We start from the raw sequence: 20,009 nt of genomic DNA, 5'->3' as shown, positions 1-20,009 counted from the left end.
TTAAATATCGAATCTAAGGCCTGTGTCCTGTTTTATTTTTTCGATCACCATATAGGTGTGATGCGTACCCACTCCGGGAATATCTACTAAATCACCCAGTACTTGGCGATACTCATCCATATCTGAGACCCGTACTTTTAATAGGTAGTCATAGCCACCAGCGACCATGTCGCATTCAACCACTTGTGGAATATTCAATATATATTCGCGAAACACTTTAAATACTGATGTATTCGAGGTCACCAACGAGACCTGTACATGTGCTAACAAGCTCTGGTTAAGTTTAGCTTCGCTAAGCTTTGCGTAATAGCCTTCGATGTAGCCTTCTTGCTCTAAACGTTTTACACGATCTAGACACGGGCTTGGGCTCAGATTTACCTGTTTTGCGAGGTTTACGTTCGATATTCTGCCATTTTTTTGCAGAGCGTCTAAAATTGCTAAATCGATGCGATCTAACATGCGTAATCTATTCGGACTGGTCATAACAGAATTTTATGCGGCTAAGTTAACGGTATGCCCTGTAAATTATCGTAAATCGAAAAATTTAACCAGCATATTCTGCTGGATTTTAATTAGAATGCACGAATTATATCAATGGTAAGAAATGCAATAAGTTCATTTCTAGACTCCACATACCAGAGGGTTACATATGCTATTTAATGGCGATTTGACAACTGAATGTCCAATTAGACAAAAGATCCGTGATTTCTACCGTATTGACGAAAATGCGGTTATTGATCATATTTTGCCTTTGGCTGAAGTAGGCGTGAAAGCGCGTAGCCGAGCGTGGGAACGTGCTCGTCAAATGGTTTTAAATATCCGTCGCGATCAGGATGGTCAAAGCGGTGTAGATGCATTACTAAATGAATTCTCACTTTCGAGTGAAGAAGGCGTTGTATTAATGTGTCTTGCAGAAGCACTATTACGTGTTCCAGATAAAGCAACGCAAGAGTCACTAATTCGTGACAAACTTGCTAAAGGTGACTGGAGCTCGCATTTAGGTAGCAGCGATTCTTTATTTGTAAACGCCTCTTCTTGGGGTCTGTTAGTAACCGGTAAAATGGTTAACTACAGCGACAAATCAAAAGAGCAGCAATTCGGTGTTCTTAAAAAAACAATTGGTCGTTTAGGTGAGCCTGTTATTCGTAAATCTGTGAACTTCGCGATGAAGATCATGGGTAAACAATTCGTTATGGGTCGTACTATCAACGAAGCGATTGAACGTGCAGCCGATAAAGAGCAAAAAGGCTACGTATACTCATACGATATGCTAGGTGAAGGCGCACGCACAATGAAAGATGCAGAGCGTTACTTCAACAGCTACATGACAGCTATCCATGCAATTGGTAAAGCAGCAAATGGCCGTGGTCCAATCAAGAGCCCTGGTATCTCAGTTAAAATTTCTGCGATTCACCCACGCTATGAGTTCACACATCGTGAACGTGTTATTGCTGAAATCGTACCTAAGTTAAAAGAACTTGCGCTTGCAGCGAAAAGCTACGATATCGGCTTTACTGTTGATGCTGAAGAAGCTGACCGCTTAGATATCTCTTTAGATGTTATTGAAGCGGTATTCAGTGATGACGATTTAGGTAACTGGAACGGCTTTGGTTTAGCCGTTCAAGCATACCAAAAACGCGCTATTTTTGTCGTTGAATGGGTTGCAGAACTAGCTCGTCGCGTTGGTCGTAAACTAATGGTTCGTCTAGTAAAAGGCGCATACTGGGATACAGAAATCAAAACCACTCAACAAGATGGTTTAGATCACTACCCTGTATTCACGCGTAAAGCGACCACAGACGTTTCTTACAAAGCCTGTGCTATTAAACTACTTGAAGCACGTGATGTACTGTACCCGCAATTTGCTACACACAACGCCTACACTGCGGCAACTATTTTAGAAGTTGCAAAAGGTGATAACGAAGGTTTTGAATTCCAACGCCTACACGGTATGGGTGAGTCGTTATTCGATCAAATCGTAAGCCAAGAAAAAATTCAATGTCGTGTTTACGCGCCTGTAGGTCAACATGAAGACTTACTTGCCTACTTAGTACGTCGTTTATTAGAAAACGGTGCTAACTCATCATTCGTAAATGCGATTGTTGATACCACTAAGCCTGTTGAATCACTGTTACCTGACCCTGTAGAAACACTGCAAGGTTTACGTAACAAGTACAACACGCAAATTAAGATGCCAATTGATTTATACGGTGAAGAACGTGCTAATTCAAAAGGCATGGACTTAACTGATATCAACGTAATCACACCATTTAAAGAAAACCTTGATACCTGGTTTGCTGAGCACCGCATTGAATTAAGCGATGTGCCAGAAGGCTCTCTTCCGGTGAAGAACCCTGCGAATCACAAAGAAATCATTGGTCATGTGAAGCTACAATCTTCAGACGAAATGACTGCACTTTTAGAAAATGCAGAAAAAGCATTTGAGTCATGGTCACAAACGCCAGTAAAAGAGCGCGCAAACCTATTACGCCGTGTTGCTGATATCTTAGAGCGTCACCACGATGAGTTAGTGGCACTGTGTATCAAAGAAGCGGGTAAAGTAACTCAAGATGGTATCGATGAAGTTCGTGAAGCAGTGGATTTCTGCCGCTACTACGCTGCACGCGCAGAGGAACTTTCTGAAGACGAGCGTTTTGAAGCACGTGGTGTGATCTTATGTATCAGCCCATGGAACTTCCCACTTGCAATCTTCCTAGGTCAAGTTGCTGCGGCAATCGTGACAGGTAACACAGTTATTGCTAAACCTGCTGAGCAAACAAGCTTAATTGCACTTCGTACCATTGAACTTATGCTATCTGTTGGCTTACCAGAGCACGTTGTACAACCTGTTATTGCTCGTGGTAGCGAAGTAGGTAAAACAATCGTTCCTGATGAGCGTATTCAAGCTGTTATGTTCACAGGTTCTACAGAAACCGGTACTGTTATTTCGCAAACATTGGCTGCGCGTAATGATATTCAAGTACCGCTTATTGCTGAAACGGGTGGTCAAAACTGTATGATCGTTGACTCAACTGCTCTACCAGAGCAAGTTGTTGATGATGTAATCAGTTCAGGTTTCCAAAGTGCTGGTCAACGCTGTTCTGCACTACGTGTATTATTCTTACAAGAAGACGTTGCTGATGGCATCATTGAGATGATCAAAGGCGCTTTAAAAGAACTTCACGTTGGCGACCCTTCATTACTTTCAACTGATATCGGCCCGGTTATCGACGAAAAAGCACTTAAAAACTTAAGTGACCACGTTGAATACTTAAAAGGTAATGCAACACTTCACTATGAGTGTGCTATTCCTGATAACAGTGAAAATGGTGCTTACTTCTTTGCGCCTCGTTTATACGAAATCAAAGATTTATCTGTACTTAAGCGCGAAGTATTTGGTCCTTGTGTACATATCATCCGCTTTAAAGGCACAGAGCTTGATAACGTGATTGACCAAATCAATGGCACGGGCTTTGGCTTAACGATGGGTGTGCATTCACGTATCGAAGAGCGCTGTGAATACCTAGCGAAAATGTCACGTGCAGGAAACGTTTACATCAACCGTAATATGATCGGTGCGATTGTTGGCGTACAACCTTTCGGTGGCCGTGGTTTATCTGGTACTGGTCCTAAAGCGGGTGGCCCTAACTACCTACAACGTCTAGTGAAAGAAAAAGCATCACCAGATAACGTACAAATGACTAACCTAACACCTGATGAGTTAGATACTCACCACTATTCAGGTGCAGCTGAGCAAGTTGCTAAGCTAATGGATAACTCATTACGCGATGAGAAGATCTGGCGTGCGACACCACTAAATGACCGAGTTTCTGCTGTACGTCAATTACTTGCAAAAGTAGCGACTGTAGAAATTATTGACGAGCTTGCCGATGACTTAGCATTAACGCTAGCTGATGCACGTGCGCAACTTAACCGTCTTGAAAAACACATGCGTAAACACACTGTGTTGCCTGGGCCAACGGGTGAGTCAAACACACTTCACTTAGAGCCTCGTGGTTGTGTGGTTTGTTATGCAGATAAGAGTACGTCATTTAACTTCTGGGCAATTTCGGTTATCACAGCACTTGCTGCTGGTAACACGGTAATCACGGTTGCTTCTGAGTTATTCTTTGACGAAGCGGTTGCATTCAGAGACAAGTTTATCTCAACAGGTATCGCTGAAGGTGTATTCCAAGTTGCTAAACCTAATCAGTTACAAGCTATCTTAGCGCACCCTCACCTTGCAGGTGCGGTTGTTGCAGCTCGTTCATCACGTTTAGGCTACTTTAGCCAGCAGCTAGCACAACGTAAAGGTGCAATCCTGCCAGTGATCAGCTCTGAGTACTACGATACGCTAATCAAGCGCTTACTGACTGAGAAAACAATCAGCGTTGATACAACCGCATCAGGTGGTAACACATCACTAATGACCTTGGTTGAAGACGACGAGTAAGTTGTATTGCAATAACTAAATGAGAAAGCCCTCGCTAGTCGAGGGCTTTTTGTTTACAGCCATAAAAACCCCTCCTTTTTACTATTATTATTTACTGATGCACGAACTTTCTGCTAATTTTATATTATTGTAGTCGTTTAGAAGTAAAGGTCTTGAAAACACTTCCTATCAATCAACTTAAGCCGGGCATGTTTGTACAGAGCGTGACAAAACAAACAGGCAAGATCCGTATAAAAAACCAAGGTTGGGTTAAAACACAGGGAAGTATAGACAAGCTGATCAAAGCTGGCATATTAGAAATTGCGATCGATCCAGACAAAACACTAACCTTAGACAGTGACAATAAAGTGGTTGAGCAGCAACACAATCCCCAACCAGTAGGAGACGTTGCCGCTTTCGATCCTTGGCACACCACTCACAGTGTGTCAGCAGAAATGACTAAAGCCAATAACTTATATAACGAAGCAAGATCATTACAAAGTAAAGCCTTTGACGATATTCGTAATGGCAACAAAATTGATATTGCCCCTTTTCAAGAGCTCGCGACTGGATTTATTGACTCGGTTTTTCGTAACCAAGATGCGCTTGCTTGTATCACCCGTATGCGTGACAAAGATGCTTATCTACTTGAACATTCAATCAATGTTTCGATTTTAATTAGTATCTTTGCTAAACACTTAGGTATCGAAAAAACCATTATTGAGGAGCTTGCGACCGGTGCTTTACTGCACGATATTGGAAAAATAAATATTCCCGATGAAATACTCAATAAACCCGGCAAATTAACCGATGCCGAATACCAAACTATTCAAGACCATGCTCGTTTTAGTAAAGAAATTTTAGAACAAGCAGGCTTGAGTGGAATTGCTGTTGATATAGCTGGCTTCCATCACGAACGCTTAGACGGCAGTGGCTACCCATTTGGTAAAAGTGCTGAAGAGATTAGCTTGTACGTACGTATGGCTTCGATTGTTGATGTTTATGATGCATTAACCGCAGAGCGGGTCTATAAAGCTGGTATGGAGCCAATTAAGGCATTTAAAATATTAAAAGACGGCTGTCCAGATAGCTTTGACGGAGACCTAGTCACTAAGTTTATTCAGTGCATCGGTGTTCACCCAGTCGGCACCTTAGTGAAACTTGAAAGCCAAAAATTAGGTGTGGTCACTCACAGTAACCCTACTAGCCCTTTAAAACCTCAAGTTAAAGTGTTCTATAACGCTAAACATGCACGCTATACCGAAATACAGGATATAAACTTAGCAAATAGTCGCTGTCACGACAGTTTAGAAGCCGCCGTCAGGCCGACTGAGTTCAACATCGACCTGATCCGCTTTTTTAAGAACTCAATTTTACCTTAATCCCTTAAGCTCAGGACTGGCTATTCAGGCCAGTCTTGTAATGCTTTTAAGGTAAACTCATAGCCATCGTAACTTAATAAGCTCTGCTCTGGGGTAATTTCAATTACTGATAACACGCCGATGTTATCGCCTTCATATAACTCACGACCATTTAACTTAATCCAGCGCTTCGATGTTTCTGAAGCATAAATGTGAGCTTGATATTTTATGGTAGGAATAAGGCTTTGTAATGCATCTGGCAAAAGCTCAATAGGCTCTGCATAAGACGTGTTTTTAGTGCTACGGGTAATATCAACACTATGTTTGTTATCAACATCTTCAACCGCTTTAGCAAAGGCATCTTTCAATGTATCTGGCACATCTCTTAATTCATCATTTGTTGATGGTTGAGAAGCCGGTTGACTTGGCTGACCATCAAGCGGCTTGCCTAGCACCTTATATTTACTTAAATCAATGCCATTACTGCTCATTTGCTGCGGATTGATTTGCTGCATTGGCTGCGAAAACTGTGGCTGTGATTGATACACGGGCTGATTTTGATACATAGCTTGCTGCTGGTACTGAGGCTGAACTTGATAACCTTGATTAGCATACACTGGGGCTGAATTGACAGGTACTTGCACCCACTGATATTGCTGACCTTGCACCGGAGTCTGCTGCATCATTTGTTGCGGTACAGATTGATGCACTTGCCCTTGTGGCATGGCAGGTGATTGCCCTGAGTTATTAGTCACTTGCGGGGTTTGGCTTTGTGCTACTTGCTGTTGCATCGTTGGTTGTTGTGTTTCAGGGTTTGCCTCAACTTCAGTCGCAACGCTTTCTGCGGCTTCATTACTGTTATTAACAACCTTTGGCTGCTCAGCAACTTTAGTTTGCTGTAACCATTTACCAATCGAAAAACCTGCCATAAGGGTTAATATCGCCGCCAGTAATAGGCCAAATGAAAAGGCCAAACGGCGATAGCGCGTTAATTCTTGCTGTTGTTTGAGCGCAAGAGCGGCTTGGTCATGATCTACAGCAGTTTGTGCATGCTGATCAGACTGTTTAATTGCATCTAATAATAAGGACATAAATGAACACTCGTTATATTAGGTAGGATAAACCAATACCCATTCCTAATACGGCTAAAAATGAAACTGGGTAAAGCCAAACATAACTCGGCTCTTTATTTGTTACTGTTGCAACAGGGGTACTGGTTGGAGGAAGAGCCTCAGCAGCAGAGAGCATTACAAGCTCACTGTCGATACTTAGCTTTTGCTGTGAAAATGCACCAACGAGGCACCGCTCACACAACAAATTGATTAATCTCGGCACCCCTTGAGTAACCTGATAAATCGCTTTTAACGCATCCCCTGAGAACAAGGCTTGCTCTGTCCCCGCTTTAAATAAACGATGCTTAACATAGGCAAACACCTGCCCTTCAGTAAGTGGCAATAAGTGATAACGAGCCGTAATGCGCTGGGCAAGCTGCCTTAATTCAGTGCGTTTTAATAACTCTTGCAGTTCAGGTTGCCCTACTAACACAATTTGCAGTAGCTTTTTATGATCTGTTTCGATATTGGTTAACAGGCGCAATTGCTCTAGCACATCAGGAGCGAGTAATTGAGCTTCATCAATAATTAAAATGGTATGACCGCCCGCTTGATTATTTGCCTCAAGGTGCTTTTTAATCACATCAGTAAGTGTCTTCAGAGTCGCATTCGCGCTGTCATACTCAATCTTTAATTCGTCACAAATACTGGCAAGCAGCTCAAGCTGTGACAAAGCTGGGTTATGAATTTGTGCCACTTGCGTGTTTTCAGGTAACTGCTCTTGCAGGCTTCTTGTTAGTGTTGTTTTACCTGTACCCACTTCGCCTGTTAATAATACGAAGCCTCCCGCTTCACCTAATCCATAGGTAAGGTGCGCTAATGCCTCTTTGTGGCGCTCACTAAGAAATAAATACTCAGGATTTGGGGCAATCGAAAAGGGTTTTTCTGACAAGCCAAAATAGCTTAAATACACCGTGTTATTCCTTGCGTTTAAAATCACGGTCTATAATGGCAAAAAACATCGCTACTTAAAACCTTGTTTACATTTTATTGGTTAAATAACGTAAAATAGCGAAAAGGTAAAATTATAGGTGTTTTATGCAGGTTTATTTAGTCGGTGGCGCAGTCAGAGACGCCCTACTTGGTCGTGACGTTAAAGAACGCGACTATGTGGTAGTTGGTGCCACGCCAGAACAACTGATCAGCCAAGGTTATCAACAAGTTGGTAAAGATTTTCCGGTATTTTTACACCCACAAAGTAAAGAAGAATATGCGCTGGCGCGCACCGAGCGAAAAAAAGGTCAAGGTTACACTGGCTTCATTTGTGATTTCGCGCCGGATGTCACATTAGAGCAAGACTTAGTTCGTCGAGATCTCACCGTAAACGCCATAGCACAAGCCCAAGATGGCAGCTTAGTTGACCCATTTTCTGGCCAGCAAGACCTTGAAAATCGTGTCTTACGCCATGTCTCAGATGCCTTTAGTGAAGACCCTCTACGCATATTGCGAGTAGCCCGCTTTGCTGCTCGTTATCATTACCTAGGTTTTACTATTGCGCCAGAAACCCAGTCACTATTGACCGAAATGGTTAAAGCCGGTGAACTGAACACGCTAACTGCTGAACGCGTTTGGTTAGAATGCGAAAAATCCCTCAGTGATGGCGCATTTAGCGAGTTTTTAAATGTGCTTGCCAGCATTGGCGGCCTGCATGTAATTAGCCCTGAGCTTGAAAGTAAATGGTGTGATGAGCTTTACCGTACCTTACAAGCTCGCTTTGCCTATGCGAATGAACAACAAATTAGTGACACTGCGTTATTATTCAGCCAAGTTACCTTAGCGCTTTCAAGCGATGAGATAAAAGCGATAGCTAGCAACATACGCTTACCTAATGAAGTGCGCGATTTAGCGCTGTTTAGCCAAACTCATCAAACAAGGTTAAGTGCAGAAAAGCCGACTAGCGAGGCCGTTTTTGCTTGTTTTAATCAACTTGATTTATGGCGTCGCCCTGAACGTTTTGAGCAAGTACTCAAAGCATTAGAAGTTAGTCACCAACAGCCTGTAGTTTGTTATGACTCTCTCAAAAACGCAGCCACCCAAGCACGAGCTGTTAACCCGCAACAGTTTATTGCGCAAGGTATTAAAGGCGCAGAAATAAAAACCGCGCTTGAGCAAGCGCGGTTAGAGATTATTAAAGGCTACTTTTCGTAGCGCACTAAACGCAAATAAACATCGGACGTTTTTGCGTGAAGACTGTTGATGCCTTTATCAAATTGATACACCCAAGCTAGATCAGTGCGACTGATCCCTGAAGTGCTACTCCAGTAGTTTTGCAGCTTAGTCGATAAAAATGCGTTTTCGTTAATGCTAGGCTGCACACAACTGTGCTCTAAAATACTGGCTAACTCTTTAACATTTGGCACATGCCAATCGCTGTAATCAGCAAAGGTTGCATTTTCAGCCCCGCGTAAAGCTTCGCCCCAAGTAAGCTGCTGACTATTACCTTCACACGTATCCGTTTCAGCGTTGTAGCTTTGACCAAAGGTACAACGTTGCCACATTAGACCTGTTTCGCTGTCGCTCACTGTGCCATCTTCGTTAATAACAAAGCGGCTATCAGGAGTCGTTTCATTGACAGCGCTATAACATACTTGCGCAGCGGCATAACCCGATTGAAGAGCAATAACAGTAAGTGCTGTAATTAATGGTAACTTTCGCATATTACTCTCCTGGCGTTCTAACTAAGCGCACAAAGGCGGTGTTACTTTTCGGATACGCTAAATCATTAGCACTACTCATATCGATAATATAAGCTTGCGATAAACTTGTACCGTCTGCCGCGGTTTGCGAAGTCCAATAAGGCATAAATGAACTGCTACCAGTGCTTAACTGAGTATCACTTGGTTGATTTGGGAAGAAGTCACTGTTAAGTAACGTAGACTCACCTTGCTTGGCATAATCTAATAACCCTAATAATTCCGTGTAAGTTGGCACACGCCAATTTGTACCACCGCAAAAATCGCTGCTGTTCACATCATTAATGTAAGTTTGTAGGCCACAGTCACTGGTGCTTGGACAGGTAGAGCCCGCAGCCCCTTGTACACTACCCGTTTGCACACCGCTTGAACCATTTAAATACCAAGTATAATGATTTGATGCTGCACGCTCGGAGGTTGCCGGTGGCAATGTTGAACTTGCTTCTTTTACTTCCCAAATAAGCCCAGTTACATTATCGCGAACACAACTAAAGCTGGTCGCATCATCTGGGAGTTCGTCGGCAAACTCATTCATCTTAGTAAAATCAAATGCCAAATCACCTAGGCCGACTTTATCGAGCTGATTTGCGACGCTGTCACGACCTATATCTGCGTCTTGGCTTGGGAAGTCTTCGCTGCTGCAATTAATTTTTTGCGAATTGTTGTAGCAATCACTCATCCCGGTATCGTTAATTAACCCCAGTGGTTTTGGGCTAATATCAATAATCACTGTATCTGTGTCGCTACGCGATTTACTGTCTGTCACGGTAACTTCAAAACTAAGCTCTGAATCGGTATCAACATCAGGGGCTACAAACGTCGTGATACATTGGTTCTGGTTTGCCAACGTTACTGTTTCACCTGTTAATTGCTGCCAAAAACATGATTTTGTTGCCGTCACAATTTCACTATTGCTGGCATCAAGGGTTACGGTATCAAACTCGATAACCTGCTGATCAACACCTGCATCAGCAATAATTACCTCAACCGTTTTGTTTAAGGTGAACGACGCCTCAGTACTTGCTGAGCCACCTTCATCATCCGTTACAGTTAAACGCCATGTCATCGCTGTGTTTGATTCAAGTAGTGGGTGAGTAAAGCTAATGGTTTGGTTGTTGTAGTTGTCAGCCGTTAAATCAGGGCCATCAAGTTGAGTCCATAAATAACTGTCAACTGTACCGTTTTCATCTATATCAGCAGATTCTTCGCCACTTAATGTGATCACATCATTATATTTTGACGGTAACTCTTCTGGCGCAGTTTGGGTGATCACTGCAACTGGCAGTTGATTATTCGAGGTAATAAAAATACTGACCTGATCGGAAACAAGTTGCCCATCGTCGGTTTGGTAATTTACTTTTAAAACAAGTTCTGAGTTAAGTTTAATATCAGGAGCTGTGATGGTTTGTTCAGCACCTTCGGCAGGAAAACCTTCTACTGCTGGGCCACTGACACGCTCCCAAGTAAAGGTACCATCTGCAGGAGAGCCTTTAGCTGAGACAGTAAATTCACTTTTTTCAATAATTTGTTGATCTGAACCAGCATTAACTGTCGCTGCGATTGTATTCGAATCACTCGAACCGCCACCACCACAAGCTGTTAATGTGGTTAATGCTATTAGGCTAAGAGGCACTAATCTCATGAATACCACCTTAAAATACAAAGCCGGCAATAACCGGCTGCCAAATAAACTAACAACTAGCAATTAAAATGCCAAACTTGGGGTTATAAATAACTTTCTTGGTGGATACGTACGAAGAGCTTGGTGCCTATTTTACTGTAATCAACTTTGTATTCTCTGCCATCTAGGGCTTGGATAAACAACAAACGTTTTTCTTCTGCAAATACATCTGGGCTTGATACATACACCATTTCTAAATAACGCTCTTTAGCCTCGCGACGATTTTTTGGCAGGTCTTCTTTAAACGGCTCTAAACCATTTTGAGTAACTTTAATGCGCGGATGGTTCTCACCATTCACAACCACTAAATCGAGTTTCTTATCTTTATGTATAATTGTGTTTCGACCGCTTTTAATAAAAGAACGTTCTTGACTCATAGTCTTTTCCTACTACATAACTGCCGCCTATAGCTTACTTTTCTGTAAGCGAGTCTCTAAGAACTCTTTAGGGTTCAGTTTCCAACGATTCAAATCAGCACTGAATTGCCAAATATCAACATCAAGAACATTGGCAGGTAATAGTAAATCGTATCCTGTCAACTGCCTTAAATGTTGCGTACGATTGGCAAACATGGCAATCAATCCTTTATAAATCTGACCACTAGGGGCCGTGTAGTCCGTCTCTTCTATTAACCATTCTGATGGGCAATCACCATTTTTGCAATACTTTTGAATGACTTGCATAAATAAATGACGTTGCTCGATAAGTAATCGTCCGGCAATTCTTGGGTGAATCTGTGTTAAAAATTCATCTATGTTATTGAGTTTAATACCAACTGCATTTAACTCAAGGTATTCTAAGCCCTGTTCCACTTTTGGTATACCACTATGATGAAAATTAGCACGATTTAACTGCCAATTCCCAATCTTATGATGATAAATAAGCAAATTCTGAGTAAAAGTTAAGCTAAAGTATGGTTCTTGAGTTTTTAAAAAGCCAATAAAAATTGCCGCTATGCAGGTTGTGGCTAAAAAAATCTCAACAATGCTAATTTCACCGGGTCTCAATAAATTAACCAGCATAATAATGATTAACCCAATTCCGCCAACAATTAAAAACTCACTGCCATGGCGAGATGATTGAGCACGCACTTTTAGTGCAGGAAGATTTTTATCCATAAACAGAGAAGTAAAAAATAAACATCACAATTGTGACCAATATTATTTTTCTGAGCGTTAAACAATAATTACACTTTGGTGCTTTACTCATTCTAAACCTTTCTTAATTTGTCACAATAAAGGAACAAATTAGCATAACTTTTCACTTTTACGCTAAATGCACAAATTTATGAGATACCTGACATACGTGGCACGTACTAATTTTGTACACTACACTCAACTAAATTTCTGGTAACACGACGATGTACTCTACACAATCTGGTAAGGCACTATTCCCTTTTATTATTACCCTTTTTCTAGGGTTATGCATTTACTTATACCTTCCTTCGAGCCAAGGTGAGCAGAGCAACTTCTCAGGCGCTGCAACTCAAGTAACAGCTCACACTGTCACATCTGAAGAAAATGCTGTGCTCATAGAAGCAATAGGTAGTGCTCGTGCTAACCAAGCGATCTATATTCGCAGTGCGCAAAACGATTATGTTACAGATATATTTTTCAATGATGGCGACTTAGTTAGTAAAGGTCAAAAACTGGTTCAATTGCAATCTCAAGAAGAAGAGTTAGCTGTTAAAGAGCTAAGCATTAATTTACGTGAAGAACGCCGTCAACTTGAACGCCTTACTGAACTATCTCGCTCACAGGCTACCGCTAAATCGTTACTAGAAGAGCAGTTATCTCGCGTTGACGCAACTGAGGCACAACTAGAGAGCGCCAAAACAAAACTGGCAGAAATGACGATTAAAGCGCCTTTTTCAGGTTTGCTTGGTAAGCGTGAAATTTCAATTGGTACCTATGTAAATAGCACAACTAACATTACCACACTGGATGATATCAGCATCATCAAAGTTGATTTTAAAGTGCCAGAAAAATACTTAGCGCAACTGCAACTCGGTATGAAAGTGATGACGCAAAATGATGCGTACCCAGAAAAAACCTTTACCGGTAAAGTTACTCACATTAGCTCGCGCATAGACTCAATTACCCGTAGCGTTGAAGTGACTGCCAGCTTTATCAATAAAAGCGGTTTATTACGCCCTGGTATGCTGTTAAACACCGCCTTAGAGTTAAGCTCAAGCCAAGCACTTATGGTGCCTGAGAAAGCCGTGATCCCGCAACAAGACAAACACTATGTGTTCCAAATTGAAGATGGCGTTGCAAACAAAGTCGAAGTGCATGTGGCTGGTCGTCACAATGGCTGGGTAGCCATTGATAAAGGCCTTGAAAATGGCCAACAAGTTGTGACTGAAGGCATCATTAAGATCCGTACTGGCAGCAAAGTAAGTATCAAGGGCTAAACCATGAAAATTACTGATACTAGCGTTAAGCGCCCGGTCTTCGCGATCGTAATAAACCTATTATTACTCACCTTTGGCTTGGTGGCATTTTCTATGCTGCCACTGCGCGAGTACCCAGATATTGAAACGCCGATTGTTAGTGTTAGCACTGAATACACAGGTGCTAGCGCAGAGATCATTGAAACCAAAATAACCCAAGTCCTCGAAAACCGTATTTCGGGTATCGAAGGCATTAAAAGTATTAACTCATCGAGCCGAAATGGCCGCTCAAATATCACCATTGAATTTAATATTAGCCGCGATATTGATGCCGCATCAAACGATGTACGTGAGCGTGTAGCCCGTGCCCTTGATAGCTTACCTGAGCAGGTTCGCCCGCCAGAGGTGTCTAAATCAAACAGTGATGAAAGCCCAATTGCTTGGTTCGTACTAAACAGTACCACCATGGATTCATTGCAGTTATCTGATTACGCACAGCGCTTTATTGTTGACCGATTAGCCGTTGTTGATGGTGTCTCAAACGTACGCGTGGGTGGCGAGCGTAAATACGCAATGAAAATCTGGTTAAACCGTAAAGCAATGGCTGCGCGCGGTATTACCAGTAGTGATATTGAAACCACTTTACGAACTGAAAACGTTGAATTACCTGCCGGCGAAATCGAATCTATCGACCGTGATTTTACTGTACGTACTGCACGAAGTTATAAAGATCAACAAGACTTTAGAAACCTAGTGATCAAACGGGGTGAAGACGGCTATTTAGTGCGTTTAGGTGAAGTGGCTGATGTGCACTTAGAAGCCGCGGACGACGAAAGCTTATTCCGTGGTAATGGCCGTAACATGATTGGTTTGGGTATCGTCAAACAAGCCAAAGCTAATACCCTAACCGTGGTTGATAATGCCCGCGCAGAGCTTGAAAAAATTAAGCGTAACCTGCCAGAAGGCACCACCATTCAAGACAGCTATGACTCATCAATTTTCATCAAAGAATCGATTGATGAAGTTTATCGCACACTCGTTATTTCAATGGCGCTGGTTGTCTTAGTTATTTACTTATTCTTAGGCAATATCCGCGCAACGCTAGTGCCTGCTGTAACTGTACCTGTGGCGTTAGTGGGTAGCTTTATGTTCTTGCTAGCTATGGGTTATTCAATCAACTTACTGACTCTTCTAGCCCTCGTGCTGGCAATTGGTTTAGTGGTGGATGATGCGATTGTTATGCTCGAGAACATTCACCGCCGTATCGAATTAGGCGAACCACCACTACTTGCTGCATTTCGTGGTGCCCGTGAAGTTGGCTTTGCGATTATAGCAACAACCCTCGTATTGATTGCGGTATTCGTACCTCTGGTGTTTATGGATGGCCGAATCGGTGCCCTCTTTACCGAATTTGCGATGGCGGTAAGCGCCGCGGTGTTCTTCTCTAGTATTACTGCGTTAACGCTTTCTCCAGCGCTTTGTTCAAAGGTTTTGAAGTCATCAGAAAAAGAAAGCAAGTTTAGCCAGTGGATGGATAGAAGCTTTAACAAAATCGAAAATGCCTACCGTAACTCACTCACCTCAAATATGAGCCGTAAGTGGAGCTTACTACTGACTATGATTTTGGCCGGTGTTGCTAGCTTTATGCTATTCCAAAAAGTGCCATCAGAGCTTACGCCAAAAGAAGACCGCGGTACTTTCTTTATCATGATGAGTGGCCCTGAGGGCGCGAGTTATGAAAATAACGCTGCAAACATGGCTAAAATTGAAGAACGTTTAATGCCCTACTCTGAGTCTGGTGAATTGAGCCGAGTGCTTGTTCGTGTGCCGGGCTGGGGTGGTCAAGGTGGTGTTGCTATCATTGGTATGGCTGACTGGGATAAGCGTAAACGCTCAACCTGGGAAGTAATGGACGAAATCAGCGGTAAAATGACTGAAGTGACTGATGTGCGTGCGTTTGCCATTATGCGTCGTGGTATTGGTGGCGGCGGTTCATCTCGTCCGATTGAATTTGTACTGCAAGGTAACGATTACGACCAGCTAGCCGATTGGCGAGACCGTATTATTAAGCGTGCTGAGAAAAACCCAGGCTTGGTAAGAATCGATCACGATTACAAAGAAACATTCCCGCAGTTTTTAATCAACATTGATAAAAACAAAGCCGCTGATTTAGGGGTTTCTGTATCAGATGTGGGTCGCACGCTAGAAACCATGTTAGGCCAACGCCGCGTAACGACCTTTATCGACCGCGGTGAAGAATACGATGTGATTTTAAAAGGCACCAAAGAAGACTTTGCTAACCCGACTGATATCTCAAATATCTATTTAAAATCACGTAGTGGCGAATTAGTACCGCTAGATAGCTTAATTAGCTTAAAGGAAGAAGCCACTGCATCGCGTTTAAACCGTTATAACCGTATGCGCGCAATTACTTTAAGTGCGAACTTAGCAGATGGTTATACCCTAGAAGAAGCACTTAACTTCTTAAATCAAGTTGCAGCGGAAGAAAACGACATCGACGGTGCAATTGACTACAAGGGTGAATCGCAGCTGTTCTATGAAGGTGCATCGGCAATGACCTATGTATTCATATTGGCACTGACAGTCACCTTCTTAGTACTTGCAGCCCAGTTTGAAAGCTTTATTCACCCATTTGTGATCATGCTTACTGTGCCTCTTGGTTTAGTGGGTGCATTATTTGGTTTGTGGTACACCGGACTTACTCTGAATATTTACAGCCAAATTGGTATCGTAATGCTGATAGGTTTGAGTGCGAAAAACGGTATCTTGATTGTTGAGTTTGCTAACCAACTACGTGATAAAGGCGTGGAGTTTAACGAAGCGATTACCCAAGCTGCGACACAACGTTTACGCCCAATTATTATGACCTCATTGACCACCGTGATGAGTTCAGTACCGCTGGTACTTGCAAGTGGCCCAGGTGCAGAAAGCCGCATGGTAATTGGTGTGGTGGTATTTACTGGTGTTATTGTTGCAACCTTACTGACCTTATTCGTCGTACCTGCTGCATACAGCGCACTTGCCCGAAATACCCAGTCGCCTGAGTATTTACAGAGCAAGTTAGAACAACAAGCAAAAGACAAGCCGTTAGAAGAAATTTAAACGAGCTTGAGCTTTAACAAAACGCCGTCTTTACGGCGTTTTGTTTTTTCGGCTATAGTCAGCAAAACGGTAAGGAAGTGAAATATGGATAACAACATACAAATAGCCACTTTTGGCGGCGGCTGCTTTTGGTGTATTGATGCCGCATTTAGACGCGTAAAAGGCGTGCTTAATGTCAGCTCAGGCTATGCAGGCGGTGAGATTGAAAACCCTAGTTATCAACAAATTTGTACCGGCTTAACGGGTCACGCTGAGGTGGTTCAGCTCGATTTTGACAGCAGTATTGTAAGCTATAACACCCTGCTTGAAATGTTCTTCACTTTACACGATGCCACACAGTTAAACCGCCAAGGTAATGATGTCGGCACCCAGTATCGAAGTGTTATTTACTATCATGATGAAATGCAAAAAGCAGAATCTCAAGCCATGATTGATGCTTTACAAAAGCAAATTCGTGAGCCGATAGTCACCGAGCTGAGCCCGCTTACAAACTTTTACCCTGCAGAGCAGTACCATCAAGACTATTACAATGAAAACCCAAATCAAGGTTATTGCAGTATTCTGATTGCCCCTAAGCTTGCTAAGTTCGAACAGTATTACGCAGATAAACTAAAATGAAAAAAGCCCGCTAAGTAGGTAGCGAGCTTTTAGACGCAGAACTAATAATTTTCCTTATTATTAGAACTGATAACGGGCACCTACAAACAGGCGACGCTCAGCCGTGTTGTAGTAATAAAATTCGTCGTTGATGTAATCACCATCTAGGTCTGTACCATAGGCATCAACGGCGTTGTACTCTTTATCGAATAGGTTTTCTACACGTAGTGACACAGTTAAGTTGTCAGTCGCTTGGTAGTGACCAACTAAGTTCCATAACGTATAAGAAGGTAAGTGCGTTAACTTGCCATCACGATCACCACGGTATTGCATATCGATACCGGCATCAAAATCACCCCATGCTTTGTTTAATGACCAATTCACACTGTGGTTTGACACATAGGTTAGAGACTGACCTGTCTCAGTATCTTCCGCTGAAAGGTAGGTAAAGTTAAAGCTGTGATCAAAGCCAAACACTTGGTTTTTAAAGCTAAACTCAACACCTTCGTGGCGAGCTTCGTTTATATTGGTTGGGATCCACTGCCCTGATGCATTTGGTGCCCAAGCGATTTTGTTGTCGATTTCGCTGCGGAAAATCGCAATATCAAGGCTGATATCATTCACATTCAGTGATAAGCCAAGCTCTTGGTTATCTGATGTTTCAGGGTTTAACTCTGGGTTACCTGAGCCTGGGTAATATAGGTCATTAAATGTTGGAGATTTAAAGCCAGTGCTTTGACTTACGCGGAATGTCGCGATGTCATTTAAGTGATAACCAACAGCTGCAGTGTAAGTTGTTTCATCACCAAACTGCTGATCATCATCTTGGCGAACGGTTAGGTTTGCCAGCACGTGTTCGTCGTCATAATAAGCGCCAACAAACGCAGCGAATACTTCACGGCTGTCTTTTAAATAAGTACCTGAGTTAGTGTTCACTTCATCTTTATACCAATTCAAACCGCCACTAAGAGTCAGCGCTTGATTGAAAAAGTATTGGCCATTGTAATCAATTTGCTCACGCTCAGTTTCAAACTTATCAACCACCGTTGCGCCAGTGTAATCAATGCGTGAGTCATCTGAGCTATCACTTGATATGGCAATATCAATGGCATGACTGTGTTTTTCGAAAGCCTTTTTCCAACCTAGTGAAGCTTGGTAATTTTCGAACTCGCCTTTTTCTACGGTGCTGTCTGCAGGGCTATAAGCGCTATCGTATTTTGCTTCGCCTTCTGAGTATTGTGCTTGCGCTAAAAACTCACCTAACTGCTCATTTTGATAACCAAGATTAAAGCCAAGGTTTTTGTTCTCGTAGCCGTCTTCATCTGGCGCTAAGCCTTGCAGAACATCAAAACCATCTGTTTTTTCATAACCGGCATTAACGGCAACATCAACACCTGCAAACTGACCACCTGTCGCTACTTGGTACTCTTGGTAAGAGTCTGAGCCAAAAGTAACATCTAAGGTCGTGTTTTGTGCTTTACGGGTAATGATATTAATCACACCAGCTAGCGCATCAGAACCATATACAGCTGCACGTGAGCCTTTAATTACTTCAACACGCTCAATACTGTTTAAAGGAATATTGCTAATACTTTTATAACCAAGTGTTGCAGAGCCTGTGCGTACACCATCAATTAAAATAAGTGTATGACGAGAACTTGCACCACGTAATGACACACCAGAGCTTTGCCCAAAACCACCATTGGCATTAATTTGAAAGCCTGCTTGAGTGGCTAGTAAGCTTGGTAAGTCACGAACATAGCTTGCTTCAATATCAGCGCGGTCGATGACAGTAACACTGGCTAATACATCATTAATTGATTGTTCGAATTTATTGGCAGAAACTGTGATGTGCTCGATTGATTGCTCGTCAGCAGATACAGAAAAAGACAACGCAGCAGCAACCGCTACGCCTAACGCAGATTTATTTAGCATGATATCCCCTAGCCTGTGCCCACCGCACACGCGAATAGTAAGTTACTTCAAGGCCGGTCTCCGGACTCTGTACATGCATGGCATCTACATTACCGTTGCGGGGGCAGTGTTGGCATTGTTTTCTCCCTGAAAACGCACCAACTTCCCGATTATCTTGCGACTATTTCACCCTTTGAAATAAAACGTATCTGAAGATACAGCAAGCACCTCGAAAATAGGCCGTTATTGTGATGATTTTGGGGAGGAAAGTCAATGGACGGCTATACTTCTAAACCAAAGTTTTAAGTCTAAAGCTGCAAGTTAAGTGCTAAGATGTAAGCCTAAAGTAAAAAAGCCAATCAGCATGGCTGATTGGCTTTTATAAAACAATGATTACCAGAAATACTCATGGGGTTTCGAGTTTCCTAACGGGAAAACAATTCCTTCTGGGTCAGCACCATTAAGTACAATCTTACAAAGAGCTTTATTTAAACGTCTTCTTGGCTTGGTCATCGTCATTTTCACCCACCAACTTGGTGTTTGTTGGTAAAAATAAGTACTGTGTGGGCCTGTGTATTTTCTGTTTATTTTACCGTGTTTATTACGATCTATTGCTTTGTTTTTTACTGACATAAATATCCTCTAGCTGAAAATAGCTAGAAGATATCTTTTTCTCTGTAACCTAATATTCGTCTCAAAATACG

15 protein-coding genes and 1 riboswitch are annotated in these 20,009 nt (G+C 42.4%); of the genes, 6 read left to right on the top strand and 9 right to left on the bottom strand.

Annotated features, from left to right (window positions below; genetic code table 11):
- A complete protein-coding gene (locus CWB80_RS06575) occupies positions 1-483 on the bottom strand; it encodes a winged helix-turn-helix transcriptional regulator (protein ID WP_054551119.1) in 483 nt (160 codons plus the stop codon).
- Positions 484-649: 166 nt separating this feature from the next.
- Here CWB80_RS06575 and putA point away from each other — a divergent pair, with 166 nt between their 5' ends.
- Together putA and CWB80_RS06565 are read left to right on the top strand one after the other, a co-directional pair.
- Positions 650-4,453, top strand: coding sequence for a bifunctional proline dehydrogenase/L-glutamate gamma-semialdehyde dehydrogenase PutA (gene putA / locus CWB80_RS06570; protein WP_138599685.1), 3,804 nt, complete (start codon positions 650-652; stop codon positions 4,451-4,453).
- Positions 4,454-4,605: 152 nt separating this feature from the next.
- Positions 4,606-5,814: a cyclic di-GMP phosphodiesterase gene (locus CWB80_RS06565; RefSeq protein WP_138599684.1), complete on the top strand. Its 1,209-nt coding sequence runs from the start codon at positions 4,606-4,608 to the stop codon at positions 5,812-5,814.
- A gap of 20 nt (positions 5,815-5,834) precedes the next feature.
- Here the strand turns inward: CWB80_RS06565 and CWB80_RS06560 are convergent, their stop codons facing one another.
- Positions 5,835-6,884, bottom strand: a complete 1,050-nt coding sequence (locus tag CWB80_RS06560) for a general secretion pathway protein GspB (RefSeq protein ID WP_138599683.1) — start codon at positions 6,882-6,884, stop codon at positions 5,835-5,837.
- Positions 6,885-6,897: 13 nt separating this feature from the next.
- Positions 6,898-7,818, bottom strand: coding sequence for an ExeA family protein (locus CWB80_RS06555; protein ID WP_138599682.1), 921 nt, complete (start codon positions 7,816-7,818; stop codon positions 6,898-6,900).
- A 125-nt stretch (positions 7,819-7,943) separates the two neighbouring features.
- Between CWB80_RS06555 and CWB80_RS06550 the strand changes: the two genes are divergently transcribed.
- Positions 7,944-9,053, top strand: coding sequence for a tRNA nucleotidyltransferase/poly(A) polymerase-related protein (locus CWB80_RS06550; RefSeq protein WP_138599681.1), 1,110 nt, complete (start codon positions 7,944-7,946; stop codon positions 9,051-9,053).
- Here CWB80_RS06550 and CWB80_RS06545 read toward each other — a convergent pair.
- The 4 genes from CWB80_RS06545 to CWB80_RS06530 form a co-directional block, all read right to left on the bottom strand.
- On the bottom strand, positions 9,041-9,562 hold the full coding sequence (locus CWB80_RS06545; RefSeq protein WP_054551113.1) for an Lcl C-terminal domain-containing protein: 522 nt from the start codon (positions 9,560-9,562) through the stop codon (positions 9,041-9,043). The genes CWB80_RS06550 and CWB80_RS06545 overlap by 13 nt on opposite strands.
- Position 9,563: 1 nt before the next feature.
- Complete coding sequence (locus CWB80_RS06540; RefSeq protein ID WP_138599680.1) at positions 9,564-11,240, bottom strand: Lcl C-terminal domain-containing protein; 1,677 nt, start codon at positions 11,238-11,240, stop codon at positions 9,564-9,566.
- An 83-nt stretch (positions 11,241-11,323) separates the two neighbouring features.
- Positions 11,324-11,656, bottom strand: coding sequence for a hypothetical protein (locus CWB80_RS06535; RefSeq protein ID WP_054551111.1), 333 nt, complete (start codon positions 11,654-11,656; stop codon positions 11,324-11,326).
- A 27-nt stretch (positions 11,657-11,683) separates the two neighbouring features.
- The gene (locus CWB80_RS06530) at positions 11,684-12,397 is read right to left on the bottom strand and encodes a DUF2982 domain-containing protein (protein WP_138599679.1); all 714 of its coding nucleotides are present in this window, start codon (positions 12,395-12,397) and stop codon (positions 11,684-11,686) included.
- A gap of 242 nt (positions 12,398-12,639) precedes the next feature.
- Between CWB80_RS06530 and CWB80_RS06525 the strand changes: the two genes are divergently transcribed.
- The 3 genes from CWB80_RS06525 (at position 12,640) to msrA (ending at position 17,412) form a co-directional block, all read left to right on the top strand.
- Positions 12,640-13,692, top strand: coding sequence for an efflux RND transporter periplasmic adaptor subunit (locus tag CWB80_RS06525; protein WP_138599678.1), 1,053 nt, complete (start codon positions 12,640-12,642; stop codon positions 13,690-13,692).
- A gap of 3 nt (positions 13,693-13,695) precedes the next feature.
- Positions 13,696-16,794, top strand: coding sequence for an efflux RND transporter permease subunit (locus CWB80_RS06520; RefSeq protein WP_063703184.1), 3,099 nt, complete (start codon positions 13,696-13,698; stop codon positions 16,792-16,794).
- A gap of 84 nt (positions 16,795-16,878) precedes the next feature.
- The gene (gene msrA / locus CWB80_RS06515) at positions 16,879-17,412 is read left to right on the top strand and encodes a peptide-methionine (S)-S-oxide reductase MsrA (RefSeq protein WP_138599677.1); all 534 of its coding nucleotides are present in this window, start codon (positions 16,879-16,881) and stop codon (positions 17,410-17,412) included.
- Positions 17,413-17,472: 60 nt separating this feature from the next.
- Here the strand turns inward: msrA and CWB80_RS06510 are convergent, their stop codons facing one another.
- Together CWB80_RS06510 and CWB80_RS06505 are read right to left on the bottom strand one after the other, a co-directional pair.
- Positions 17,473-19,326, bottom strand: coding sequence for a TonB-dependent receptor domain-containing protein (locus CWB80_RS06510; protein ID WP_138599676.1), 1,854 nt, complete (start codon positions 19,324-19,326; stop codon positions 17,473-17,475).
- A gap of 34 nt (positions 19,327-19,360) precedes the next feature.
- A riboswitch (cobalamin riboswitch) is annotated at positions 19,361-19,516 on the bottom strand.
- A gap of 182 nt (positions 19,517-19,698) precedes the next feature.
- Positions 19,699-19,938, bottom strand: a complete 240-nt coding sequence (locus CWB80_RS06505; RefSeq protein WP_138599675.1) for a hypothetical protein — start codon at positions 19,936-19,938, stop codon at positions 19,699-19,701.
- Between the last annotated feature and the right edge of the window lie 71 nt (positions 19,939-20,009).

It is taken from the genome of Pseudoalteromonas sp. S1650 (genome assembly GCF_005887195.1).
Classification (GTDB): domain Bacteria; phylum Pseudomonadota; class Gammaproteobacteria; order Enterobacterales; family Alteromonadaceae; genus Pseudoalteromonas; species Pseudoalteromonas simplex.
Note: the sequence above shows the minus strand (reverse complement) of the source record. Positions and strands in the feature narration are given on the sequence as shown.